The 21199-nt window shown below is 70.8% G+C and carries 22 protein-coding genes and 1 pseudogene; 9 read left to right on the top strand and 14 right to left on the bottom strand.

Annotated elements, in window-relative coordinates; translation table 11 throughout:
* Positions 1-29: 29 nt before the first annotated feature.
* From ACGF3J_RS32715 to ACGF3J_RS32705, 3 genes are all read right to left on the bottom strand, one after another.
* On the bottom strand, positions 30-1538 hold the full coding sequence (locus ACGF3J_RS32715; protein WP_393855447.1) for an FG-GAP repeat protein: 1509 nt from the start codon (positions 1536-1538) through the stop codon (positions 30-32).
* A gap of 232 nt (positions 1539-1770) precedes the next feature.
* On the bottom strand, positions 1771-2106 hold the full coding sequence (locus ACGF3J_RS32710) for a GNAT family N-acetyltransferase (protein WP_161328938.1): 336 nt from the start codon (positions 2104-2106) through the stop codon (positions 1771-1773).
* A 22-nt stretch (positions 2107-2128) separates the two neighbouring features.
* Positions 2129-3118, bottom strand: coding sequence for a pirin family protein (locus tag ACGF3J_RS32705; RefSeq protein WP_393855446.1), 990 nt, complete (start codon positions 3116-3118; stop codon positions 2129-2131).
* A 123-nt stretch (positions 3119-3241) separates the two neighbouring features.
* Between ACGF3J_RS32705 and ACGF3J_RS32700 the strand changes: the two genes are divergently transcribed.
* Complete coding sequence (locus ACGF3J_RS32700; protein ID WP_161328940.1) at positions 3242-3730, top strand: carboxymuconolactone decarboxylase family protein; 489 nt, start codon at positions 3242-3244, stop codon at positions 3728-3730.
* An 11-nt stretch (positions 3731-3741) separates the two neighbouring features.
* On the opposite strand, the gene ACGF3J_RS32695 is transcribed toward ACGF3J_RS32700, so the two are convergent.
* Both ACGF3J_RS32695 and ACGF3J_RS32690 read right to left on the bottom strand, forming a co-directional pair.
* Entirely contained in the window at positions 3742-3987 is a 246-nt protein-coding gene (locus ACGF3J_RS32695) for a (4Fe-4S)-binding protein (RefSeq protein ID WP_161328941.1), read from the bottom strand.
* Positions 3988-4015: 28 nt separating this feature from the next.
* Positions 4016-4324, bottom strand: coding sequence for a GNAT family N-acetyltransferase (locus tag ACGF3J_RS32690; protein WP_161328942.1), 309 nt, complete (start codon positions 4322-4324; stop codon positions 4016-4018).
* 178 nt (positions 4325-4502) lie between these two features.
* Between ACGF3J_RS32690 and ACGF3J_RS32685 the strand changes: the two genes are divergently transcribed.
* The gene (locus ACGF3J_RS32685; RefSeq protein WP_161328943.1) at positions 4503-4970 is read left to right on the top strand and encodes a MarR family winged helix-turn-helix transcriptional regulator; all 468 of its coding nucleotides are present in this window, start codon (positions 4503-4505) and stop codon (positions 4968-4970) included.
* Between the two features lie 80 nt (positions 4971-5050).
* On the opposite strand, the gene ACGF3J_RS32680 is transcribed toward ACGF3J_RS32685, so the two are convergent.
* The gene (locus ACGF3J_RS32680; protein WP_161328944.1) at positions 5051-5446 is read right to left on the bottom strand and encodes a nuclear transport factor 2 family protein; all 396 of its coding nucleotides are present in this window, start codon (positions 5444-5446) and stop codon (positions 5051-5053) included.
* A gap of 118 nt (positions 5447-5564) precedes the next feature.
* On the opposite strand from ACGF3J_RS32680, the gene ACGF3J_RS32675 reads away from it, so the two are divergent.
* Together ACGF3J_RS32675 and ACGF3J_RS32670 are read left to right on the top strand one after the other, a co-directional pair.
* Positions 5565-6872 carry a glutaminase gene (locus ACGF3J_RS32675; protein ID WP_161328945.1) on the top strand — a complete coding sequence of 436 codons (1308 nt, stop codon included), beginning with the start codon at positions 5565-5567 and terminating at the stop codon, positions 6870-6872.
* A 102-nt stretch (positions 6873-6974) separates the two neighbouring features.
* Positions 6975-7370, top strand: a pseudogene (locus ACGF3J_RS32670) (alpha/beta fold hydrolase); the annotation flags it as partial.
* 134 nt (positions 7371-7504) lie between these two features.
* Here ACGF3J_RS32670 and ACGF3J_RS32665 read toward each other — a convergent pair.
* Together ACGF3J_RS32665 and ACGF3J_RS32660 are read right to left on the bottom strand one after the other, a co-directional pair.
* Positions 7505-8161, bottom strand: a complete 657-nt coding sequence (locus ACGF3J_RS32665; protein WP_161328946.1) for a hydrolase — start codon at positions 8159-8161, stop codon at positions 7505-7507.
* Positions 8162-8514: 353 nt separating this feature from the next.
* The gene (locus ACGF3J_RS32660; RefSeq protein WP_161328947.1) at positions 8515-9315 is read right to left on the bottom strand and encodes an NADPH-dependent F420 reductase; all 801 of its coding nucleotides are present in this window, start codon (positions 9313-9315) and stop codon (positions 8515-8517) included.
* A 177-nt stretch (positions 9316-9492) separates the two neighbouring features.
* Between ACGF3J_RS32660 and ACGF3J_RS32655 the strand changes: the two genes are divergently transcribed.
* Positions 9493-10344 carry a helix-turn-helix transcriptional regulator gene (locus tag ACGF3J_RS32655; protein ID WP_161328948.1) on the top strand — a complete coding sequence of 284 codons (852 nt, stop codon included), beginning with the start codon at positions 9493-9495 and terminating at the stop codon, positions 10342-10344.
* A gap of 435 nt (positions 10345-10779) precedes the next feature.
* On the opposite strand, the gene ACGF3J_RS32650 is transcribed toward ACGF3J_RS32655, so the two are convergent.
* The gene (locus tag ACGF3J_RS32650) at positions 10780-12297 is read right to left on the bottom strand and encodes a SpoIIE family protein phosphatase (RefSeq protein ID WP_393855445.1); all 1518 of its coding nucleotides are present in this window, start codon (positions 12295-12297) and stop codon (positions 10780-10782) included.
* 661 nt (positions 12298-12958) lie between these two features.
* Positions 12959-13924, bottom strand: a complete 966-nt coding sequence (locus tag ACGF3J_RS32645; protein ID WP_161328950.1) for a pirin family protein — start codon at positions 13922-13924, stop codon at positions 12959-12961.
* A 141-nt stretch (positions 13925-14065) separates the two neighbouring features.
* Here ACGF3J_RS32645 and ACGF3J_RS32640 point away from each other — a divergent pair, with 141 nt between their 5' ends.
* A complete protein-coding gene (locus ACGF3J_RS32640) occupies positions 14066-14413 on the top strand; it encodes a tetratricopeptide repeat protein (protein ID WP_393855444.1) in 348 nt (115 codons plus the stop codon).
* Between the two features lie 91 nt (positions 14414-14504).
* On the opposite strand, the gene ACGF3J_RS32635 is transcribed toward ACGF3J_RS32640, so the two are convergent.
* Entirely contained in the window at positions 14505-15926 is a 1422-nt protein-coding gene (locus tag ACGF3J_RS32635; protein WP_393855443.1) for a PepSY-associated TM helix domain-containing protein, read from the bottom strand.
* 140 nt (positions 15927-16066) lie between these two features.
* Between ACGF3J_RS32635 and ACGF3J_RS32630 the strand changes: the two genes are divergently transcribed.
* Positions 16067-16723, top strand: a complete 657-nt coding sequence (locus tag ACGF3J_RS32630; RefSeq protein ID WP_393855442.1) for a peptide deformylase — start codon at positions 16067-16069, stop codon at positions 16721-16723.
* A 26-nt stretch (positions 16724-16749) separates the two neighbouring features.
* Here the strand turns inward: ACGF3J_RS32630 and ACGF3J_RS32625 are convergent, their stop codons facing one another.
* The gene (locus ACGF3J_RS32625) at positions 16750-18186 is read right to left on the bottom strand and encodes a dihydrolipoyl dehydrogenase family protein (protein WP_393855441.1); all 1437 of its coding nucleotides are present in this window, start codon (positions 18184-18186) and stop codon (positions 16750-16752) included.
* 117 nt (positions 18187-18303) lie between these two features.
* Here ACGF3J_RS32625 and trxA point away from each other — a divergent pair, with 117 nt between their 5' ends.
* Positions 18304-18693: a thioredoxin gene (trxA, locus tag ACGF3J_RS32620; protein WP_393855440.1), complete on the top strand. Its 390-nt coding sequence runs from the start codon at positions 18304-18306 to the stop codon at positions 18691-18693.
* 7 nt (positions 18694-18700) lie between these two features.
* Here the strand turns inward: trxA and ACGF3J_RS32615 are convergent, their stop codons facing one another.
* Both ACGF3J_RS32615 and ACGF3J_RS32610 read right to left on the bottom strand, forming a co-directional pair.
* Positions 18701-19735 carry a LacI family DNA-binding transcriptional regulator gene (locus ACGF3J_RS32615; RefSeq protein ID WP_393855439.1) on the bottom strand — a complete coding sequence of 345 codons (1035 nt, stop codon included), beginning with the start codon at positions 19733-19735 and terminating at the stop codon, positions 18701-18703.
* Between the two features lie 48 nt (positions 19736-19783).
* Positions 19784-20461 carry a TetR/AcrR family transcriptional regulator gene (locus ACGF3J_RS32610; protein ID WP_393855438.1) on the bottom strand — a complete coding sequence of 226 codons (678 nt, stop codon included), beginning with the start codon at positions 20459-20461 and terminating at the stop codon, positions 19784-19786.
* A 113-nt stretch (positions 20462-20574) separates the two neighbouring features.
* On the opposite strand from ACGF3J_RS32610, the gene ACGF3J_RS32605 reads away from it, so the two are divergent.
* Positions 20575-21138: an NAD(P)H-dependent oxidoreductase gene (locus ACGF3J_RS32605; protein ID WP_161330469.1), complete on the top strand. Its 564-nt coding sequence runs from the start codon at positions 20575-20577 to the stop codon at positions 21136-21138.
* The last annotated feature ends 61 nt before the right edge of the window (positions 21139-21199 follow it).

The raw sequence follows: 21199 nt of genomic DNA, 5'->3' as shown, positions 1-21199 counted from the left end.
CGGTACCCGGGCCCGTGACCGCACGAGGTCTACTCGTCGATCGCCGCCCCGAACCGCGCGTTCGCCGTCGGCGCCCCGAGACGTGCCCCGTCGTAGGTCCATGTGCCCTGGGCGACCAGACCCGACGACGACGCGGGCAGGACCCATGTGAAGCCGTCGTCGGTGTTCTCGCCCGGTGCCGCCGCCAGGAGCCCGAAGAGGCGGTCCTTGTTGGCGTCGATGAGCCGGACCTGGCCGCCCCAGCGGTCCGACTTCTCGGCCGCGCCGGGGATGGCGTCGAGCTGCTGGTCGAAGCTCTTCACCCCTGTGCTGCTGAAACCGGTCGGGTCGCCGCGCAGCACCCACACGGCACCCGCGTCGGACACGCTGCCGATGTCCTCGCCGGGCGCACCGACGGCGAGGTCCGGGTGGCCGTCGCCATCGGTGTCCCCGGCCGACAGATCGGCGCCCCACTGGTCGCCCGCCTCCGCGGTACCGGGCACGCCGGGCGAGTCCTGGGTCCAGTACTGCGCCGGCTCCGGTTCGAGCCCCGACAGGTCGCCGCGGCCCAGGTAGAGGGTGATCCCGCCACCCTTCGGTGCGCCGGCCCCCGTGTCACCGATGACGAGGTCGTCCTGCCCGGTGCCGTCCCAGTCGCCGGAGACGACGGCCGGACCGCCGGGGAAGGTACCCCCGTCGCCGAGAGCGCCGATGTCCGGCGCGCCGTGCAGCACGTGCACCGTGCCGGCGCCCGGTTGCTGCCCGGTGGTGACGCCGGAGACGGCCAGGTCGGCCCAGGAGTCCTCGTTGTAGTTGCCGTGGCTGAGGCTGCGGAACTCGAAGCCGCTGCTGCGCGGTGCGAAGTCCGCCGCCCTCACGCCGCGGTCCGACATCGTGGGTCGCTGCGCCTCCTGGCCGGGTGTGAGGGTGAAGAACAGCAGGGCGTCGTCCTCCAGGACGGCGATCGAGTCGCGCGGGTCGGCGTTCGGGTCCCCCGGGTCGGGGGCGGAGTACCGGGCCGCTTCGACGGCCCGCCCGAAGTGGGCACCCGCCCGCGGGTCGTCGTTCTCCAGCCACGTGCTGTCGGATCCGTGCAGTCCGGTCGGCGATCCCCAGAAGATGACGGCGCCGCCCGCGTCGGACAGGCCGGTGAGATCCTCGCCCGGGATGCCGACGACGGCGTCGTCGTACCCGTCGTTGTCCAGGTCGCCGGAGGCGACGGCCCCGCCGAAGCCGTCACCGGCCTCCGCACCGCCGGGAACGCCGGACACGTTCTGGTGGAGCACGCTCTTCTTCGTCGTGCTGAGACCGCCCGACGAGCTGTACTGCACGGTGACGTAGCCGGCGCCCGAGGCACCGCTCACCGTCGCACCGGGGGCGCCGGTCAGCACGTCGTCGAAACCGTTGCCGTCGTAGTCGCAGTTGCGCTGCTGCCACCCGATGGACGGGAAGGGCACGGCAGCCGGGGCGGCCTGGGCCGCGGGGGCGGCGGCGACCACGCCGCCGCCGAGGGTGAGGAGTGCGGTGGCCGTGACGACCGCTTGTCCGAGGTGACGCACAGGAAATCTCCCTGGTCTCCGATACTGCCCACGGCCACGGGCCGGCCGTGTCGCGGGCGAGGACGTGCAACCCCTCGCCTCCGGCACGGAGGTGGGGGTGCGACCGTGTGCGTCTCCCGCCGTCGGGCGGTACGGAGAGGCACGGACCTTGCTGCGTACACCAAGGAGACATCCGCAGTTCGTCAAAGGTTGTGCACGAGGCTTCGGCCAGGGTTGACCGGTCAACGCCGCTTCAGCCGAGCCGGCCCTCCAGCCACCTCAGGACATCGGGTGTGACCGGGTCGGTGATGTCCGCGAACTCGCCGTGCCGCTCGAGGAACTTGGCGACATAGGGGCAGACGGGAACGATACGCATGCCGGACGCGCGCACGTCGGCCAGTGCCTGCTGGACCAGCTGTGTGCCCAGCCCTTGACCGGCGAAGGCCTCGTCGATCTCCGTGTGGAAGAAGACACGCTGCTTGCCCAGGTCCCGGTACGCCGTCAGTCCGGCACGTCGGTCGCCGACCAGGATCTCGTACCGGCTGTCGTCGTCCGCGCGCTCGACGGTGGTGGTGGAGGACTCGCTCACGGTGGGCCTTTCAGCGGGAGGTTCAGCGGGTCGGCGGGTTCCTGCGGGGTGTGATGACGGCGTTCGGCAGGGCCGGTGCGGGAAGTCTGCCGCCGGGCGAGCCCTCGACGACGCCGAAGCGGTCCGAGGAAGCCTCCCAGTCCTCGCGGGCCTTCGCGATGTCCTGGTGGCTGCGCCCCACGAAGTTCCACCACATGACGATCTCCTCCCCGAAGGGATGACCTCCGAGCAGGACGGCCCGCGCCGGGGCGTCGGTCTCGTTCACCATCGTCAGGGTGTCCTCGCCGTGGGGGACGTAGCCGAGTTCGGCAGGCCGCAGCACCGTGTCGATGAGGCGGATGTCCCCGCTGTCCACGAGGAGGCCGTGCTCGAACGCCGCGTCGACGGCGAGTGAAAGCGTCATCCGGGGTTCGATGACGATCTCGGCTCCGAGCAGCGGTGTGAAGGCCCGCACCGGGGAGGTCCGGCCGGCGAGCGAGCCCAGGAAGACCCTGATCGCGGCCCCGCCGACCTGCGTGAGTCCGGGCGCGTAGTGCTGGAAGTCCCGGGCGGTGTGGCGGTGCTCCTCGGGCAGCGCGATCCACAACTGGACGCCGTGGAGGACCGCGGTGTCCGGCGTGGACTTCTCCGAGTGGGCGATGCCGTGTCCCCCGGTCATCAGGTTCATCTCGCCGGGCCGTATCAGGGAGTGGGTGCCGAGGGTGTCGCGATGCTCGACCTCTCCGCTGAACAGCCAGGTGACCGTCTGAAGTCCGGTGTGGGGATGCGGAGGCAGGTCCATGCCGCCCGCCTCCGCGACCTGGTGCGGTCCGTAGTGGTCGGCGAAGCACCAGGCTCCGATGAGTGTGCGCTCGCGCTGGGGCAACGTCCGGCGCACCCGCATCGCGCGCGGGCCGCCGAGGGGGACTTCGCGCGCCGACAGGACGTCGACCCGGGAGGACCCCGCGGGCCGGTCGTCTTCGGCGGACGCACCGCAGCGCAGCGCCTTGGCGTCGACTTCCGGGTTGCTCACCGAGAGAGCACCTCCCACCAGATCTGGTTGTTACATCAACTATAATGCCATGGAGGCAGAGCGATCACCACAACGCCCGTACGACCCCGGGCCACCCGAGCACGCCCCGAAGGAGACCCCGACGTGAGCAACCAGCCCCACGGCTCCGCACCCCGCAGGATCTTCATCGACAAACAGAGCCCCAAGGCCTTCCACTCCCTGGTGCAGGTGTCGGAGGCGGTCCGGGCCACGGCCTCCGAAGCCGGACTCGACCGCATCGCCGTGGAACTGATCAACGTACGTGTGTCACAGCTCAACGGCTGCGCCTACTGCCTCGACGTACACACCAAGGCGGCCCTGCGCGTCGGCGAGTCGCCGCGGAGACTCGGACTCCTCAACGCATGGCGGGACGCCGGCCTCTTCACCCCCTCGGAACGCGCCCTCCTGGCGCTGGCCGAGGCGACGACCGATCCCGCGAACGCGACGATCCAGGCGTCCGCCTACGAGGCCGCCCGGCAGGTCCTCTCCGACGACCAGATATCGGCCGCGATCTGGGTGGCGGTCACCATCAACGCGTTCAACCGCGTTTCGATCATGAGCAAGCACCCCGTAGCGCACTCCGAGGACAAGTAGAGGAGGCGCCGTCACTGCCCGCGAGGCCCCGCGCCCTCCGCCAACTCATACTGGAGCGCACCCGAGGGACAGCGCCGCACCACCTCCGCGAGGCGCTCGGCAGTGGCCCTCTCGGGCTGGATCCACGGCCGCCTCTCCGGGTCGAACACCTCGGGCAGGCCGCCGACACATTCAGCGGCGTGGAGACAGCGCCCGGCCTCGAAGGTCACCGTGATGGACTCCGTCCGGTACGTCTTCCGCGCGGATTCGCCACTCATGGCCACTCCCCCTCCTCCGTGCCCGCCCTCAGTCACTGACCTTGCTGCGGGACTGGTACAGCAGGTCCTGGTACTCGGGGTGCCTGCTGATCCAGCCCGCGAAGAAGGGGCAGGTGGCCAGTACCCGCAAGTTCGCGGCACGCGCCTCGTCGAGGGCGGTGCGGACGAGCGCGGACCCGACGCCCGCACCCTCGTACTCCGGTTCGACCTCGGTGTGCACGAACGCCACGAGCTCCGGCGTACGGATGTACTCCGCGACGCCCGCCACCTTGGACTCTCCACCGACACGGGCCTCGTAGCGCTTCGCCTCGGGCACATCGCTCACTTCGACGGTCATGCGTCCTCCTCATGCGGGTGCTGCCGCGCGGCTCGACCGAATCGCGCCGGCCAGGGCATCACCCTAACCCCAACAGGTTGACACATCAACTTCACCTGGAAGGGAGCGCCCGCGACGAGGGCCACATCGCCCTCACTGCCGGTAGATGAGCTGTCAACGATTTCGTTAGACTGGGTCCATGGACGCACCGCCGCGATGGCTCGACCCGGAACAGAAGGTCGCCTGGGACAACTTCATCCGCATGCAGGAGACACTCATCGGGCGGCTGTCCCGCCGCGTCCAGGCCGACTCCGGCATGTCGGCCTCCGACTACATCGTGCTCGCCAGCCTCACCGAGCGAGGCAACGGGCGGATGCGTCTGCTGGACCTGGCCAAGACCGTGGAGTGGGAGAAGAGCCGGATGTCCCACCAGGTCACGAGGATGACCAAGCGCGGACTCGTGGCCAGGGAGGAATGCCCCGACGACGGACGCGGAGCGTTCATCGTGGCCACACCGGCCGGCTACGAGGCGATCGAGGAGGCGGCGCCCCAGCACGTCGAGCACGTCCGCCGCCTCTTCGTCGAGGCCCTGACCCCGCATCAGCTCAGTACGCTCGGCCGACTCTCCAAGCGCGTCCTGGACCACATGGAGAAGCTGCCGGACTGACCGGTGGGAGCGGCCCGATCGCCTGGATCACGCGGCGGCAGGCCACCACACCGGACATGACGGGCCGCCGCGCTCCATGCCTACACCATGGGGTTGCCGTTGACGGACTCCTCGGGAGCGACGATGTCCTGGACGACGTCCCAGTGTTCCACGATGCGCCCGTCGTCCAGCCGGAAGATGTCGACGATGGCCACGGGCCCAGGGGCCCAGCCGTGCACGATGCTGTGGGTGAAGACCAGATCGCCCTGGGCCGCGATCCGTTGCGGCTCCCAGGAGAAGCCTTCCAGGCCGGGAACGACGTCACGCAGGGCGTCGAGCCCGTTGGGCATCCGCGGGCTGTGCTGAATGTAGGGCTCGGCCCAGTAGCGGTCTATCGCGGTCAGATCCTTCTCGGCGAACAACTCCCGCATGGCGGTGAGCACGATGCCGACGTTCCCCTCGGCGTGATCGTCCTGTGCGATGGCATCCCGGGTCATGGTCAGACGTCCTTGTCGGTTCCGGTGAAATGGTGGAGTGGCGAATCGAAGGTGAGTGTTGATTGACGTCTCAACCATAGAAATGTCATGGTTGATACGTCAACTAGATGGAGGACGGATGCAGCCCATCATTCGTGACTATCTGACCGAGGTGCTGAACGAGGTGGAGTCGGACACGTCCGGAGAGAGAGCGGGGTACATTCCCGAGCTCGCGGCGGCGGATCCCGAGCGCCTCGGTGCGGCCTTCGCCATGACCGACGGAGAAGTCCACGGCGCCGGCGACATCGACGTCGAGTTCACCATCCAGTCGATCTCCAAGCCGTTCGTCTATGCGTTGGCCCTGTCCGACCGCGGGTTTGACCCCGTGCTCGCCAGAGTCGGTGTCGAGCCGTCCGGAGAGGCCTTCAACGAGATCTCCTTGGAGAGCGACACGGGGCGCCCTCGCAATCCCATGATCAACGCCGGTGCGATCACCGTCCACTCGCTGGCCGGCGCGGACGGCCTGGGTCCGGCGGCGCGTGTGGAACGCGTCCTGCACGGTCTCTCGGCGTTCGCGGGTCGTCCGCTGGCGATGGACGAGGCCGTGTGCGCGTCGGAGATGGAGCACGCGCACCGCAACCTCGCCATCGCCCACATGCTCCGTAGCCACGACATCCTCACCGAGGATCCAAGGGCGGTCGTGGACGGGTACGTCCGCCAGTGTTCCGTGCTCGTCACCACCCGCGACCTCGCGATGATGGCGGCGACGTTGGCCAACCGTGGCAGGAACCCCCTGACGGGTCGGCAGGTGGTGCCGGAACCGGTCGTGCGTCATGTGCTGAGCGTGATGTTCAGCTGCGGTATGTACGACGCGGCGGGCGACTGGGCGACCCAGGTCGGCATTCCGGCAAAGAGCGGGGTGGCCGGAGGCCTGATCGGCGCGCTGCCCGGGCAGATCGGCATCGCCACGTTCTCACCACGCCTGGATGCGCACGGCAACAGCGTGCGCGGGGTGTCCCTGTTCGAACGATTCTCTTCGGACATGGGTCTGCACCTGATGGAAATCCCCGCCGCCGCACAAGCCGTCGTGCGTTCCAACCATGCCGTTGGCGACGGGGCGAACACGCTTCGGGTCCTGCAACTGCAAGGCGGTGTCGGCTTCGCCGGAGCCGAGAGGATCGTCCAGGAAGCCATGGACATCTCCCCTGCGGAAGTCAGGGTGGCTCTCGACCTGACCAGGGTCAACTCGATCGACGACGTGGCACGACGCGTACTGCTGGAGGTCGCGCGCCGCCTGACGCTGGACGGTCACGAGGTCTACCTCGTCGACCCGGAATCGATCATGCCCGATCCCGATCCCGGCGATGGCGGCCGCATCACGGTCGTGAACCACGTGGACCACGCTCGCCCGCACGCCGCGACCACGGAAGGAGGCCGGAGCAGTTGACCGCGCGGGAGGATCCACGGCTATCCGCAGAACGGCCAAGTTGCTATCGGCAGACGCGCGAGCTGCTGGCCCGCGGCCATCGGGTCATCACTTACGACCGCCGCGACGGCGAAGGCGGACCGGTACGCCTGGTACCGGCAGTTCTACGCGGACTTCTACAACCTCGACGAGAACCTCGGCACGCGTATCAGCGAGGAGGCCGTGACCGGGAGCTGGAACGTCGCCATCGGCAGCGCTCCCGTGGCCGCGTACGCAGTGGCGCCGGCATGGATCGAGGAATTCCGCGCCGACGTCGAGGCGGTCCGCGCGAGCGGGAAGCCCGCCCTGATCCTGCACGGAACGAAGGACAACATCCTCCCGATCGACGCCACGGGGCGCCGGTTCCACAAGGCCCTTCCCGAGGCCGACTACGTCGAGGTCGAAGGAGCACCGCACGGTCTGCTCTGGACCCACGCCGACGAGGTCAACGCCGCGCTCCGGGATTTCCTCTCGAAGTGAGGGTCGGCGACCGACCGTTCCTCCCGCTGCCGCGGGGGGGGACACGACAGGCCGTGATGCCTCCGCCGGTTCGGTGAGCCGGCGGAGGCATCCGTGAGCACCGACCGCAGTCAGCCGGCGCCATCGCGGCGGACTCAGACCTCGTTTCCGGCGGGCGTGGCCAGGAGTTGCATCTCCCAGGCGAAGGCGACTCCGCTGGCACCGCCGTGCTGCGCCTGGATCTCCGCGACGCCCGGCACGGTCTTCTCCCGGGCCCAGTCGCGCTGCCACTCGCCCAGCACCGCCATCCAGGTGACCGGGGCCACACCGGCCTGGATCATGCGATGCACCGCCATGTCGTGCGCCTCCTTGGAGACACCGCCGGACGCGTCGGTGACGACGACGACTTCGAAGCCCTCACCCGCCGCCTGTATCGCCGGCATGGCCACGCAGATCTCCGTCCAGAGTCCGGCGATGATCAGCTTCTTGCGGCCGGTCGCCTTGACGGCGTCCACGACACGCTCGTCCTGCCAGGTGTTGATGAAGGTCCTGTTGATCGGCCTCTGCTCCGGGAACACGTCCTGTATCCCCTGGACGAGGAGGCCCCCGCGCTCCTCCAGAACGGTCGTCAGAATGGTCGGAACGTCGAAGACCTTGGCAGCCTTGGCAAGCCCGACGGCGTTGTTGATGACCATGGTCGGTTCGTGGCTGTGCAGGTTGGCGACCTGGAACGGCTGGTGGTCGATGAGGACGAGCACGCTCTCCTCGGGCGTCAGGAGCGCGCCGAGTCCGGCCTTGTTCTGAGTGCTCACGAGATTCCCCTTCACGAACATCGCGTCCGCGAGTCTCCGGAAGTGCACCGACATCCCGATCCTCCGCAGTGATGCGGATTCGAGCTGCCCGGACCGGTGCCCCCGCCCCATTTGGTTGACGCGTCACCTACGCTAGGTGTGGATGGTTGATGCGTCAACTCACTCTCCCCTCGGGCGCATCCGAGGGCCGGCCGGATATGGCGAACTGCGTCCGCGGAACGAACCGATGTCCCGCCGACTCCCGCAGCGAGGCCAACTCCGGTTCTCCCAAAACGGGGTGGTGCCGGTCCAACACGACCGACCACGGTCGGTTGGTGGCCACCTGATTCCATCTGACTCGGCGCACCCGCGTATTACTTGTTGACGGTGTTGGCGCTCGCCTGGTCCATGAAGATGGCGACGTGGGCGGGAGGCATCCCCGCCAGCGTGCCGCCGACGGGTGACGGTCGTCGCGCACTGTCGATCATCGTGCGGGCGGCTTCGGGCGAGACGGGCGGGACCGGGTGTTCGAGGTAGTAGCGCTTCTCCTCATCCCCGGTGACCCCGTCGGGGATGGCAGGGGCATACGGCCAGAAGTAGACGGGCGTCTCGGGCTCGATCCGCCAGCTCTCCGCAAGCGGGCCGGCGTCGACCACGTCGTAGCCGACCGCTTCCAGGAACCGCGTCACCGCCTTCTTGGCCGCCAGGTCGTCGCCCGCGATCGGCAGGGTCGTCCGTTCGGCGTCGCCCTTCGGGCGGGCGTTGGAGTACATGTGGTTCCAGTCCAGATTGTGCAGGCCCTTCACGACCAGGGAGTCCTTGAGGTGCCGCTGCACGAGTTCACTCGAGGTGAGCTTCCCGGCATCGAGCTCGGCGTTCCGCCAGAACTCCGGGTAGTAGTTCGTCTGGTCCAGGACGACCTTCCCGGCCAGTTTGCCGGCGGGCAGCGCCTCGAAGCTCGCGAGCGGGACGGGAAGGGCGATGATGTCGCCGGCCTCGATCGCTTCGTCGACCGATGCGGCGCGCGCCGACGGACCGAGCTCCTCAACCAGTTCCGCGATCGATTCCGGGCCTCGTGAATTGCTGAGCACGACGCTGTAGCCGGCGTCGACAGCCAGCCGGGCGACAGAGCCGCCGACCAGACCAGAGCCGATGATTCCGATGGTGGGTGCCATCTTGGTATCTCCTTCTGCAAAGAGGCGCCGCCAGTCGGCGGCAGGTTCCGCCGTGCCTCTGAGGCGCTGGGACCGACACGTCGATACTCGGCCTGGCCACAGGGGTGCACCAGGCGCTGTCGTCCCTGGTAGCGCCAGTACCACCCAGCCCCTCGCCGGCAGATTCATACTGGATCCATGACCACCCACACGGAGCTCGGCCCGGCACTGCGGGCGTGGAGAGAGCGCATCGGCCCGGCCGCGGTCGGTCTGCCGGTGGCAGGCAACCGACGAGTTCCGGGCCTGCGCCGTGAGGAGCTGGCGGTCTTGGCCGGCATCTCCGTCGACTACCTCGTACAGCTCGAACAGGGCCGCGCGAAGAACCCCTCCCCCCAGGTGCTCGCGGCGGTCGCACAGACGCTGCGGCTCAACGCCGTGGATCGCGAACTGCTCTACCGGCTGGCAGGCGCGGTCGTCCCGCCGTCCGGGACGGTGCCGCGCGAGGTGCCACCCGGCGTGCAGCGCATGATCGACCGGATGAGCGACACCCCGCTGGCCGTCTTCACCGCCTCCTGGGACATCGTGCAGAGCAACCCGCTCTGGACGGAGCTGTTCGGCAGCCCGGTCGAGGCCGATGCCCGGTCGAGCAATCTGATCTGGGGGCACTTCGCCGCACCGCCCGCGCCCGGCACCTCCCGCATCGAGCGCGGCGCCGCACACGCCGACGCCTTCGAGCGCATGATGGTGTCCGACCTGCGCCGGGCCGCCGACCGGTACCCCGACGACCGCGCTGTCATCGAGCTGATCGACGCACTGCGGGAGAGCAACCGACGCTTCGCCGATCTCTGGACCCGCTACGAAACCCTGCCGATCGGGCGTTCGCACAAGACAGTCGTCCACCCCGAACTCGGTGAGATCGTCCTCGACTGCGACATCATGACCATCGAACGCGCCGACCTGCACATCGTGTTGAACTGGGCCGCTCCGGACACCGGCGCGACCCAGAAGCTGGCCCTGCTCCGCGAGCGCGTTGCCACGGCAGCACACTGAGCATCGGCACCGCGCCGGGTGCAGCCATGGAACGCGCCGAGGAGTCCGGCCTGGCCAAGCGTCGGGGCGACGCGACCGACAAGCGGGTCACAGGGCAGCCCCCGGGTCCAGAAGGGGGGGAGGTCGGGCGGCCGCTCTCGAGCCCGGGCTTGCCACGCTTCGCCGGTACTCCGGCCGCTTCCCCCACCTGGACGACAGTCCCGGGGGACCTCCCAGTAAGTGTCGTACCTGCGTGCCGCAGTGGCGGCGTTGTCTCCAAGCGCTCCCAGTTGGAGTGGCTGGGCAGGCCCCCGGTGCGGCAGTCACGTCCGGCCCGGGGGGCCTGACGTCCTCTGGCCCGCCCAGATCAGCGGCTCCCGTCGGCCTGTCGTACGGCAGTCGCTGCCGCTGATGCCGCAGGGGCCCGCCGTGCCGCTCGGCCTGCAACTGGACTTTCTACCGACTGATGGCCTCGTCCGCGGAGTTGCCCCCGGCCTGGGCGATGAGCAGGGCCACGTCGTCGTGGTCTCCGCTGTGGCGCAGGCTGTTCAGGAGGAGGTCGCAGGTGGCGTCCAGGGCGTGGCCGGGGAGGACGGCGAGGACGTCGAGGAGCGCTGCCAGGCGGGCGTCGATGGGCTGGTCGCGGGTCTCGACGAGGCCGTCGGTGTAGAGGACGAGCTGGTCCCCCGGCCGGAAGCCGATCGAGGTGGAGGAGAAGGGGATGCCGCAGCCGCCCAGGGGGGCGCCGGTGGGCAGGTCGAGCAGTTCATGGACGCCGTCCGCGTGGCAGTGGACCGGGGGCAGGTGGCCGGCCAGGGAGATGTGGCACTGCGCGGTGTGGGGGTCGAAGACGGCGTAGACGCAGGTCGCGAGGGTGTCCAGACCGTCCGTGATGTGGTCGAGGTGGTTCATGACCTGGGCGGGGGGCAGATCGAGATCGGCCAGCGTTCTGGTGGCGGTGCGCAGCTGCCCCATGGATGCCGCGGCCCCGACACCGCTGCCCATGACGTCGCCGACGACGAGGGCGGTCTTGTCACTGCTCAAGGGGATGACGTCGAACCAGTCGCCGCCGATCTCGATGGTGGCCTGGGCGGGACGGTAGCGGTAGGCGAGGTCGAGGCCCGGCCGTTGCGGAGGGGGGTGGGGCAGGAGGCTGCGTTGGAGCGTGAGGGCGGTACGGCGCTGTTCCTCCACGGCGCGGTACCGGTCGGTGACGTCGACGCTGGAGGTGGCCACGCCCAGCACCTTCCCGTTGGGGGACTCGAGCCGGTAGAAGGAGACCGACCAGGCGTGGTCGTTGTCCGGGTCGGCCGCGGTGCGGCCCACGGTGTACTGGTCCAGGACCGGGGTCCCGGTGGCCAGTACGTCACGCATGGCCGCCTCGAAGGACTCGTCGAGGAAGGGCACGACCTCGTGGACGTGACGTCCGAGGTGCTCTGCGGCCGGCTTGCCGTTCATCCGCGCCTCCGCGGGATTCACGGAGATGTACCGCAGATCGGTGTCCAGCATGCCCAGCCCGATCGGTGACTGGGACACCAGCTGTGCGGACAGCGACAGGTCCCGCTCCATCTGCCGGACCGTCGCCTGGTCCGCGGCCAGCCCCAGGGCCCAGTAGTCGCTCTGGTCGTCCTGCAGCCGCATGTTGCGGAACTCCACCGGGCGCACGCTGCCGTCCTTGTGCCGGACGGGAAAGACCCCTGCCCAGCTCTCGCCGTCCTCCATGACCTGGGCGAACAGCGACAGGACGGTGTCCAGCTGCTCCTTGTCGATCAGCAGGTCGGCCGCGTACCGGCCCAGGGCCTCCTCCGCGCTGTAGCCGAAGAGGATCTCGGCCTGCGGGCTCCACAGATCGACCTTGCCCTCGGCGTTGAGCAGGATCGCGGCGACGTTGAGTACGTCCAGCAGACCCCCCGGCCTCAACGCCACCACACCCCTCGTCCCAGGGTCCTCCGGGGACGGTTCGGTCGTACCCATGCCCAGAACTCCTTCCGGCCAGTGACCGGACGGTCGGGTAGCGGCTACCGGAGCGGACCGCACGCCGGTGTCAGTGGCCCCGCCTCTCCATCGTCCTCCCTCCGCCACGGACTCGCGCTCCCAGACTTCTGCCGCCTGTCGTCGCCTCTCGAAGCAGTGCCGAGGTCATGATCGTCGTCCAGGCATGACATGCGAGCAGCACTCATCACCACCAACCTTCGAATTTTGAATCCGGACCACACCTGGACCAGCCGTCCGCCGCGTGTGGCGATCCGTGCCGATCTCGCTGGTCAACCTGCGTCTGAGCTGCGTATCACCAGCAGACGACAACCTGCTGTGAGCGCTCCGACACGGCAGGTTCATACAGAAAGCAGCGCCACGACAGCGGTCGCACGTCCTGTAGATCCCCCACAAGGCTATAGGCCGAGCAGCAAGCCCGCCCAGCAGAGCGTGCGAAGGTCCGCCGTAGAGTCCGCGTCGGGCCAGTGGCCACCCATGGCAACGCCGCTCCATGGACGAGCTCCGCAACCGCGACCGCTGCCTGACGTCGCGTCAGTAGAGTTAGCAATGGGTCAGCAAGTGTCCTGCCACGGCCCAGTGAAGGACAACGCAGGACGGCCGGCGAACTGACCGCCACCAGCCCGTCAGAACGTCGCGCAGGTCAGCGTTGCCTTCCGCGCGGCTTCAGGGGCACCGCCGGCAGCGCGGGAGCAGGCAACGGGGCGCCGTCGTAGCCCTTCACCTCGCCGAACCGTGTCCCTTCCATCCAGTCCCGCCGCGCCTGCTCGATCTCCTCCTGCGACCGTCCGATCCAGTTCCAGAACATGATCAGCTCTTCCTCGAACGGCTCGCCGCCCAGCAGCATCAGGCCCGCGTCCGAGTCGGCGCGCAGGGGGAGTTCGTCGCGTCCGCAGCCGAGGTAGAGCATCGAGCCCGGGACCAGGGGCACGCCGTCGACGTGGGCCTCGCCGGACATGGACAGGACGGCGTACTCGAAATCCCGCTCCAGGGGGAGGCGTACGTCCGTGCCGCCGGTGAGGGTCAGGTCGGCGCCGACGAGTGGGGTGTACGTCGTGCCCGGGGACGTCGTGCCGTCGAGGGTTCCCAGGAGCAGGGTGGCCGACAGGCCGGGGGCGGTGACCAGGGGCAGTTCGGCGTGGTACTCGAAGTGCGGGTCGGTGTGGCGGTGGGCGTCCGGGAGGGCGACCCACAGCTGCGCGCCGTGCAGGCGGCGGGCGTGGGGGCGGGGGCTCTCCTCGGAGTGGCTGATCGCGCGGCCGGAGGTCATCAGGCCCAGCTGCCGCGGGTGGATGGTCTGGAGGCTGCCGGTGGAGTCGCGGTGCAGGACCTCGCCCTCGTGCAGCCAGCTGACCGTCTGGAGGCCCATGTGCGGGTGCGGGGGCACCTGCATGCCGGGCTCGTCGGCGATGTCGTCGGGACCGTAGTGGTCGACGAAGCACCAGGCTCCGACCATGCGGCGGCCGAGGTTGGGCAGCAGTCGGCGGACCTCGGTGGACTCGCCGAGCTTGACGTTCCGGGGGCTGAGGAGTTCGCGCACGGGTTCCGTCACGACGAAGCCGCGGCCGCCGCACAGGCTGGGTACCGCCGCGCGATCAAGATTGCTCATGGCGCCCAACCTAGCCCCGGAGGACCCCGCGCGTCAGACGGTCGCCGGGGCGTCACCTTCGCGGGGCGGCGGCCGGCCCGCACCGAAGTGGTGGAATGTTCAACCACCTGTCGTGGTTGCAGGTGTCGAAGGAGGTCACGAGTGGACATGACGTACTACGACCACGGAACGCCGGACGAGCGCTGGGAGCGCGCGCGGATGTTCTTCGACGCCAAGGACTACGCCGCCGCCGCGCGCGTCCTGGACGGCCTGGTCGGGGAGGTGCCCGAGCAGACCGGACCGCGCCTGCTGCTGGCGCGCTCCTACTACCACTCGGCGCAGCTGCGGCGGGCCGAGTCCGAGCTGCGGACCCTCGTCGAGCGCGATCCCGTCGAGCAGTACGCGCGGCTGATGCTGGGCCGGACCCTCGAACGGCAGGGGCGGCAGGAGGAGGCCGACGCCCAGCTGCGGATCGCCGCGGCCCTGGCGGGTGACTTCGCGGGGCGCTGAGCGGCGGCCGGGCAGTGGACGCGGCTGATGGGTCGGATGCGGCCGAGGGCGGCGGAGCGCGGTGCGGGGCATCGGCGCTCCGCCGCCCCCGTCAGACGCCCGCCGCCGCGTCTTCCGTCCGCGACCGGCGTTCCCGCCGGTGGGCGATCTCGCCGAGTACGACGTCCAGCGCGACGAAGGCGACCAGGGGGATGCCCAGCAGCGGGACGAAGTAGCCGAGCACGGCGACCGCCGCCAGCAGCGGGACGAGGAGCAGGGGCGGGACCTGCTGCCACGCGCCGCGCGGGATCGGACGGCCGAAGGCGGAGCCCCGGCCGCGCCGCCACCACATGCGGTAGCCCCAGACGATCAGCAGGATCAGGGACGCGGCGAGGAGCATCAGGCCGATCTGGTTGGGCAGCCCGAACAGGCTGCCGGTGTGCAGGTCGATGCCCCAGCGGCTGAGCTTGGCGAGCACCGGGTAGTCGGCGAAGCGGAGAACGTCGGTCACCTCGCCCGTCGCCGGGTCCACGGCGACCGAGTCCTGCTTCTCGGGCCAGCTGCGCTGCACCTGCTTGACGACGTATGCGGAGGACGCGTCGGCGGGCGGCACGATCTCGACGGGGTCGCCGAGGCCCTTCGCGCGCGCGGCGGCGAGGACCTTGTCGAGGCCGACACCGTGAGCCGCGTCCCCGCCCGCGCCGGCCGCCGCGCCGTGGCCCGAGTGCTCGCCGCCCCCGGTGGCCGACGCCGACACGGACGGCGTGGTCTGGTCGAGGGAGACGCGCAGGTCCTCGATGTTCGCGCCGGCGTACGTCGACCAGGTGAGGCCGGTCGCGGAGAGGAAGATGAACCCGGCCGCGGCCCAGGCGCCGACCGTGCCGTGCAGGCCCAGAGTGCGGCGCCGGCCGGTGGTGCCACGCACCTTGCGCCGGGCCCGGCGGCGGGAGAACCACAGCACCAGACCGGCGCTCGCGATCACCCACAGCCAGCTCGCGGCGAACTCGCTGTACAGCCGCCCGGTCTCCCCCAGGTGCAGGTCGCGGTGGAACTCGTCGATCCAGGTGCGCAGGGGCAACGCCCCGCTGGAACCGTACTGTTCGAGGGCGCCGCGCACCTTCGCCGTGTACGGGTCGACGAAGACCGCGAGCGTGTGGCCGGGGTCGACACCCTCGACGCCGGACAGCATCACCCTGGTGGTGGCGTCGTCCTCGGGCGAGGGGCGTACAGCCGACACGGCGCCCTCGGGGTGGGCCTGCCGGGCGGCGGAGACCTGCTCGGATATCGGCAGCTTGCGCTCGCCCACGTCGTCGACGGTCAGTTCGTGGGCGTAGACCAGCTTCTCGGCCTGGAACGAGGCGGCGTAGAGCAGGCCGGTGGTCGCCGCGACCAGCAGGAAGGGGGCCACGAAGACACCGGCGTAGAAGTGCAGCCGCAGGATCAGGGGGCGCAGGGTGGACCATCTGCCGCGGGTGGGCGGTGGCGCGGCCGTGGCCGGGGACTCGTCCGTCGAGGCCGGGGAGGTGGTGGTCATCGGTGGGCGCTCCGGGGACGTCGTGGGGAGGGGACGGTCGCAGTAGTCGGTCCGGACGCGTGTCGGGTTCCCGGCCAGTGAAGTGGCGTGCGTCACACGGCTGGAGCCGGTGGGGCCGGCGGCCGTGGCATGCTGGCGCGATGGGAACTCCGCGTGAACACTCCCCTCTTGCCGAGCGGGTCGAGGAACTGCTCGCCCCCGGCGGTCCGTTGCCGATCGCCGAGGCGGGTGATCCGGTGTTGCGCCGCGCGGCCGAGCCGTTCGACGGGCAGTTGTCCCCCGCGCTGCTGGCGCGGTTCGTCGAGGCGCTGCGGCTGACCATGCACGCGGCGCCGGGCGTCGGACTGGCCGCGCCGCAGGTGGGGGTGGGGCTGCGGATCGCGGTGATCGAGGACCCGGCGCCGGTGCCGGAGGAGGTGCGGGTGGCGCGCGGGCGGGTGCCGCAGCCGTTCCGGGTGCTGGTCAATCCCTCGTACGAGCCCGTCGGCGACGCGCGGGCCGCGTTCTTCGAGGGCTGTCTGAGCATGCCGGGCTGGCAGGCCGTGGTGGCCCGCCCCGCGCAGGTGCGGCTGCGGGCCACGGACGAGCACGGGATCGCGGTGGACGAGGTGTTCTCGGGGTGGCCGGCCCGGATCGTGCAGCACGAGACGGATCATCTGGACGGCGTGCTGTACCTGGACCGGGCCGAGTCGCGGTCGCTGTCGTCGAGCCGGGCGGTGGCGGAGCTGTGGGCGCAGCCGACGCCGGAGCGGGCCGCGGCGGCGCTGGGGTTCGAGCTGCCGGGTCCGGCGGCCTGACCGGCCGCCGGACCCGGCGGGCACCGTCAGTTGTCGCGGTAGGCCTCCAGGAGCCGCAGCCACACCTCGCTGACCGTCGGGTACGACGGGACCGCGTGCCACAGGCGGCTGAGCGGCACCTGGCCGACGACGGCGACGGTCGCGGAGTGGATCATCTCGCCGACGCCGGGGCCCACGAAGGTGACGCCGCGGATGATCTCGTCCTCCAGGTCGACGACCATGCGGGCGCGGCCCTTGTAGTGGTCGCCGTAGAGGCTCGCGCCGGCCACGGTGGCCAGGTCGACGTCGACGGCGCGGACCCGGTGCCCGGCCTGTTCCGCCTCGGCGAGGCTCAGGCCGACGGAGGCCGCCTCGGGGTCGGTGAACACGACCTGGGGTACGGCGGCGTGGTCGGCGGTCGCGGCGTGCGCGCCCCACGGGTCGGATTCCGGGATCGGCACCCCGGAGGCGCGGGCGGCGATGGCGGCGCCCGCGACGCGCGCCTGGTACTTGCCCTGGTGGGTGAGGAGGGCGCGGTGGTTGACGTCCCCGACGGCGTACAGCCAGTCGTGGCCGTCCACCCGGAGGCTGTCGTCGACGGACAGCCAGGAGCCCGGTTCCAGGCCGACCGTCTCCAGGCCGATGTCGGTGGTGCGGGGCACCCGGCCGGTGGCGAAGAGGATCTCGTCGGCCTCGATGCGGTCACCCGTGTCGGTGACGGCGACGACGGTGCCGTCCTCGCGGGTGACCGACCGGACGGAGGTGCCGGTACGCACGTCCACGCCGGCCCCGGTGAGCCCCTCGGCGACCAGTTCTCCGGCGAAGGGCTCCATCCGGGCGAGCAGCCCGGCCTCGCCGCGCACCAGAAGCGTCACCCGGGAGCCGAGGGCCTGCCAGGCGGTGGCCATCTCGACGGCGACCACCCCGCCGCCGACCACGATGAGCCGGCCGGGCGCGCTCTCGGCGCTGGTGGCCTCGCGGCTCGTCCAGGGGCGCACGTCGGCGAGCCCGGGCAGGTCGGGCAGGGCGGCGGCGCTGCCGGTGCAGACGGCGACGGCGTGCCGGGCGGTCAGCACCCGGCGGGTGCCGTCGGGGGCGGTCACCTCCACGGTGCGCGGCCCGGCGAGCCGTCCCAGCCCGCGGTGCAGGTCGGCGCCGATGCCCTCCACCCACTGGACCTGGCCGTCGTCCTTCCAGTGGGAGGTGAACCCGTCCCGGCGGGCGAGCACCGCCGCGGTGTCGAGGGGGCCCTGCACCGAGTCGGCGAGACCGGGCAGGCGGCGGGCGTCCGCGCGGGCGAGGACCGGGCGCAGCAGGGCCTTGCTGGGCATGCACGCCCAGTAGGAGCATTCGCCACCGACCAGTTCGCTCTCCACGATCGCGGTCGACAGACCGGCCGCCCGGGTGCGGTCGGCGACGTTCTCCCCCACGGGGCCCGCGCCGATCACGACGACGTCGTACGCGATGGAATCCGATTGAGTCATGGGGTCAGTCTGATGGGTGGTGTGCGACGTGGTCACATGGGTACGCGCGCGGAATACCCACCAGGTCGGCAGTGTTGTGCCGACGTTGCACCCCGATTCAGGAAGAGGGATCACCTCATGACCAGCACCGTGGAACTCACCAAGGAGAACTTCGACCAGACGGTCACGGACAACGAGTTCGTTCTGATCGACTTCTGGGCGTCGTGGTGCGGTCCGTGCAAGCAGTTCGCGCCCGTCTACGAGAAGGCCGCGGAGGCCAATCCCGACCTGGTGTTCGGGAAGGTGGACACCGAGGCGCAGCCGGAGCTGGCCCAGGCCTTCGGTATCCAGTCGATTCCGACGCTGATGATCGTCCGGGACCAGGTGGCCGTGTTCGCGCAGCCGGGCGCGCTGCCCGAGGACGCCCTGACGGACGTGATCGGCCAGGCCCGGAAGCTGGACATGGACGAGGTGCGCAAGGCGGTCGCCGAGCAGCAGGCGCAGACCGACGGCGAGAGCGGCCAGTAGGACGGGTTCAGCTCGACTCGCGGTGGACCACCGCCGCGCCCAGCACCTTGTGACGCTCGGGCGCGGCGCCGGGGTCCTGGACCGCGCGGTCGACCAGTGCGGCCAGGTCGCGGCCGGAGGGCAGCTCCAGGTGGACGGTGCTGAGCCGGGGCCGGAGCAGGCGTCCCAGCATCAGATCGTCGGCCCCGATCACGGCCGCGTCGCCGGGTACGGCGAGGCCGGCGTCCTGGAGGGCCCGCATCAGCAGCATCGCGTACTCGTCGTTGTACGCGAACACCGCGTCGAGACCGAGCGAGCCCCAGCGTGCGGCCAGCCGGGCGGCGTCCCGCTCCTCGTAGGCGAGGGGCAGCTCGGTGACGGTGGCGCCGGTGCCGCGCACGGCACGGCGGGCGCCGTCGAGGCGGGGCGCCGAGAAGACGTCGAGGCCGGGTTCCGCGGGCACGACCACGCCGATGGCGCGCCGGCCCCGGTCGTAGAGGTGGCGGACCGCGCCGTGACCGACGCCCTCCTGGTCCGTGAGCAGGGCGTGTGCTCCCTCGACCGCCTCGGGGCCGAGGGTGACGACCGCGCGGGCGCCGGAGCGCTTGAGGACCTCCACGCCCTGCGGGTCCAGATCGGCGCCGGGGACGAGGACGGCCACCGGGCGCAGCTCCGCCCAGGCACGGGCGGCCTCGTAGCCGTGCAGCCCGACAGTGCCGTACTGCACGACCGTGTAGTCGAGGCGGGCCAGGGCCCACTGGAGTTCGCTGAGGAACCGGCTGTAGAGGGGGCCCGCGGGAAAGGACGGCGCGGGCATGAGGACCATCCGGCTGTGTCCGGCGCGCAGGGAGCGGGCCGCGGCGTGCGGGACGTATCCCAGCTCCCTGGCCGCCTCGTGCACCCGGCGGCGGGTGGGTTCGCTGATCCGGACTGCGCCGGTGTTGTTCAGGACGTAGGAGACGGTCGCGCGCGAGACGCCGGCCAGCCGGGCCACATCGGCGCTCGTGGGCACGGAGCGCGGTGCGAGGGACTCGGCGGCGGACGGTTTCGGTATCTGCACCATGACGTACGGCATCTTGGCAGAAGCCGGATACGGGGCTCCGGTCGGGGCTCAGGCGACCGGGGGCTCGGTGCGGGTGACCCGTGCCACCAGGTCCAGCCAGCCCTCGCGAAGCCGCTCCGAGGGCATCCCGCACTGTTCGGTGAGGTGGTGGAGCAGGGCGACGTCGAGGTAGGCCAGGAGGGTGTGGGAGAGCAGTTCGCTGTCCGCATCCGGGTCCGCCTGCCGGAGCAGCAGGGCCAGGTGACCGCGTAGGAAGCGGCGCGGGGCGAAGGTGTGGCGGCGCTCCGCGCTGGGCTCCGCGGCCAGTTGCACGTCCAGTTCGTCGATCGAGCGGCGCAGCATCGCGCAGCCGAAGGCGCGCAGCCGCTCGACGGGCGGGGCGCCGGGGCCGAGCGGCGGCGGTCCGCTGAGCAGGGCCGCCTGGAATTTGCGCTCGGAGTGGTCGAGGAGGGCCGCGAGCAGCCCGGTGCGGTCACCGAAGCGGCGGAAGACCGTCCCCTTGCCCACCGAGGCCGCGGCGGCCACCGCCTCCATGGTGACGCCGGCCGCGCCGTGCTCGGCGACCAGCCGCTCGGCGGCCTCCAGCAGCCGGGCTCGGTTGCGGGCGGCGTCGGCGCGCAGGCAGGGCTCGTCCTCGGCCGGCCCCGCGCCGAGTTGCAGCAACTCCAACTCGGTCTGGCCGACGTTCTCTTCGGACTTCGGGAAGGGCGGCGGGGCGGCGGACATGAACCCAGAGTAAAGCATGGGAAGAAAACTGGACCGCGGTCCGTTTGGGATGCTAGAAACTAAACGGACCCCGGTCCGGATCTATCGCGGCAATCGTTTCAGTGGGAGTACTCATGTCTGTCCGCATCCTTGCGCTCGTCGGCAGCCTTCGCGCCGGTTCGCACAACCGCCAGCTCGCCGAGGCGGCCGTCAGGTTCGCGCCGGAGGGCGCCGAGGTGCACCTCTTCGAAGGTCTCGCCGACATCCCCTTCTACAACGAGGACATCGACGTCGAGGGCAGCGTCCCGGCCGCCGCCGCGGAGCTGCGCGAGGCCGCCCGGGCCGCCGACGCCTTCCTGCTCTTCTCCCCCGAGTACAACGGCACCATCCCGGCCGTCCTGAAGAACGCCATCGACTGGCTGTCCCGCCCCTTCGGCGCGGGTGGCTTCGCCGGCAAGCCGGTCGCCGTGGTCGGCACCGCCTTCGGCCAGTACGGCGGCGTGTGGGCGCAGGACGAGGCCCGCAAGGCCGTGGGCATCGCCGGCGGCAAGGTGATCGAGGACCTGAAGCTGTCCATCCCCGGCTCGATGACGCGCTTCGCCGAGACCCACCCGTCGGACGACGCCGAGGTGGCCGCCCAGCTGACGGAGGTCGTCGCGCGGCTGCACGGCCACGCCGACGAGGCCGTCGCCGCCTGAGCGGCACCCAGGACGCGTGGGGGACCGGAGCCCGGGCGGGCTCCGGTCCCCCACGCGTGTG

This window comes from Streptomyces sp. NPDC048171 (assembly GCF_043202655.1).
Classification (GTDB): Bacteria; Actinomycetota; Actinomycetes; order Streptomycetales; family Streptomycetaceae; genus Streptomyces.
The sequence above is the reverse complement of the archived record's forward strand: the minus strand, read 5'-3'. Positions and strand labels throughout refer to the sequence as shown.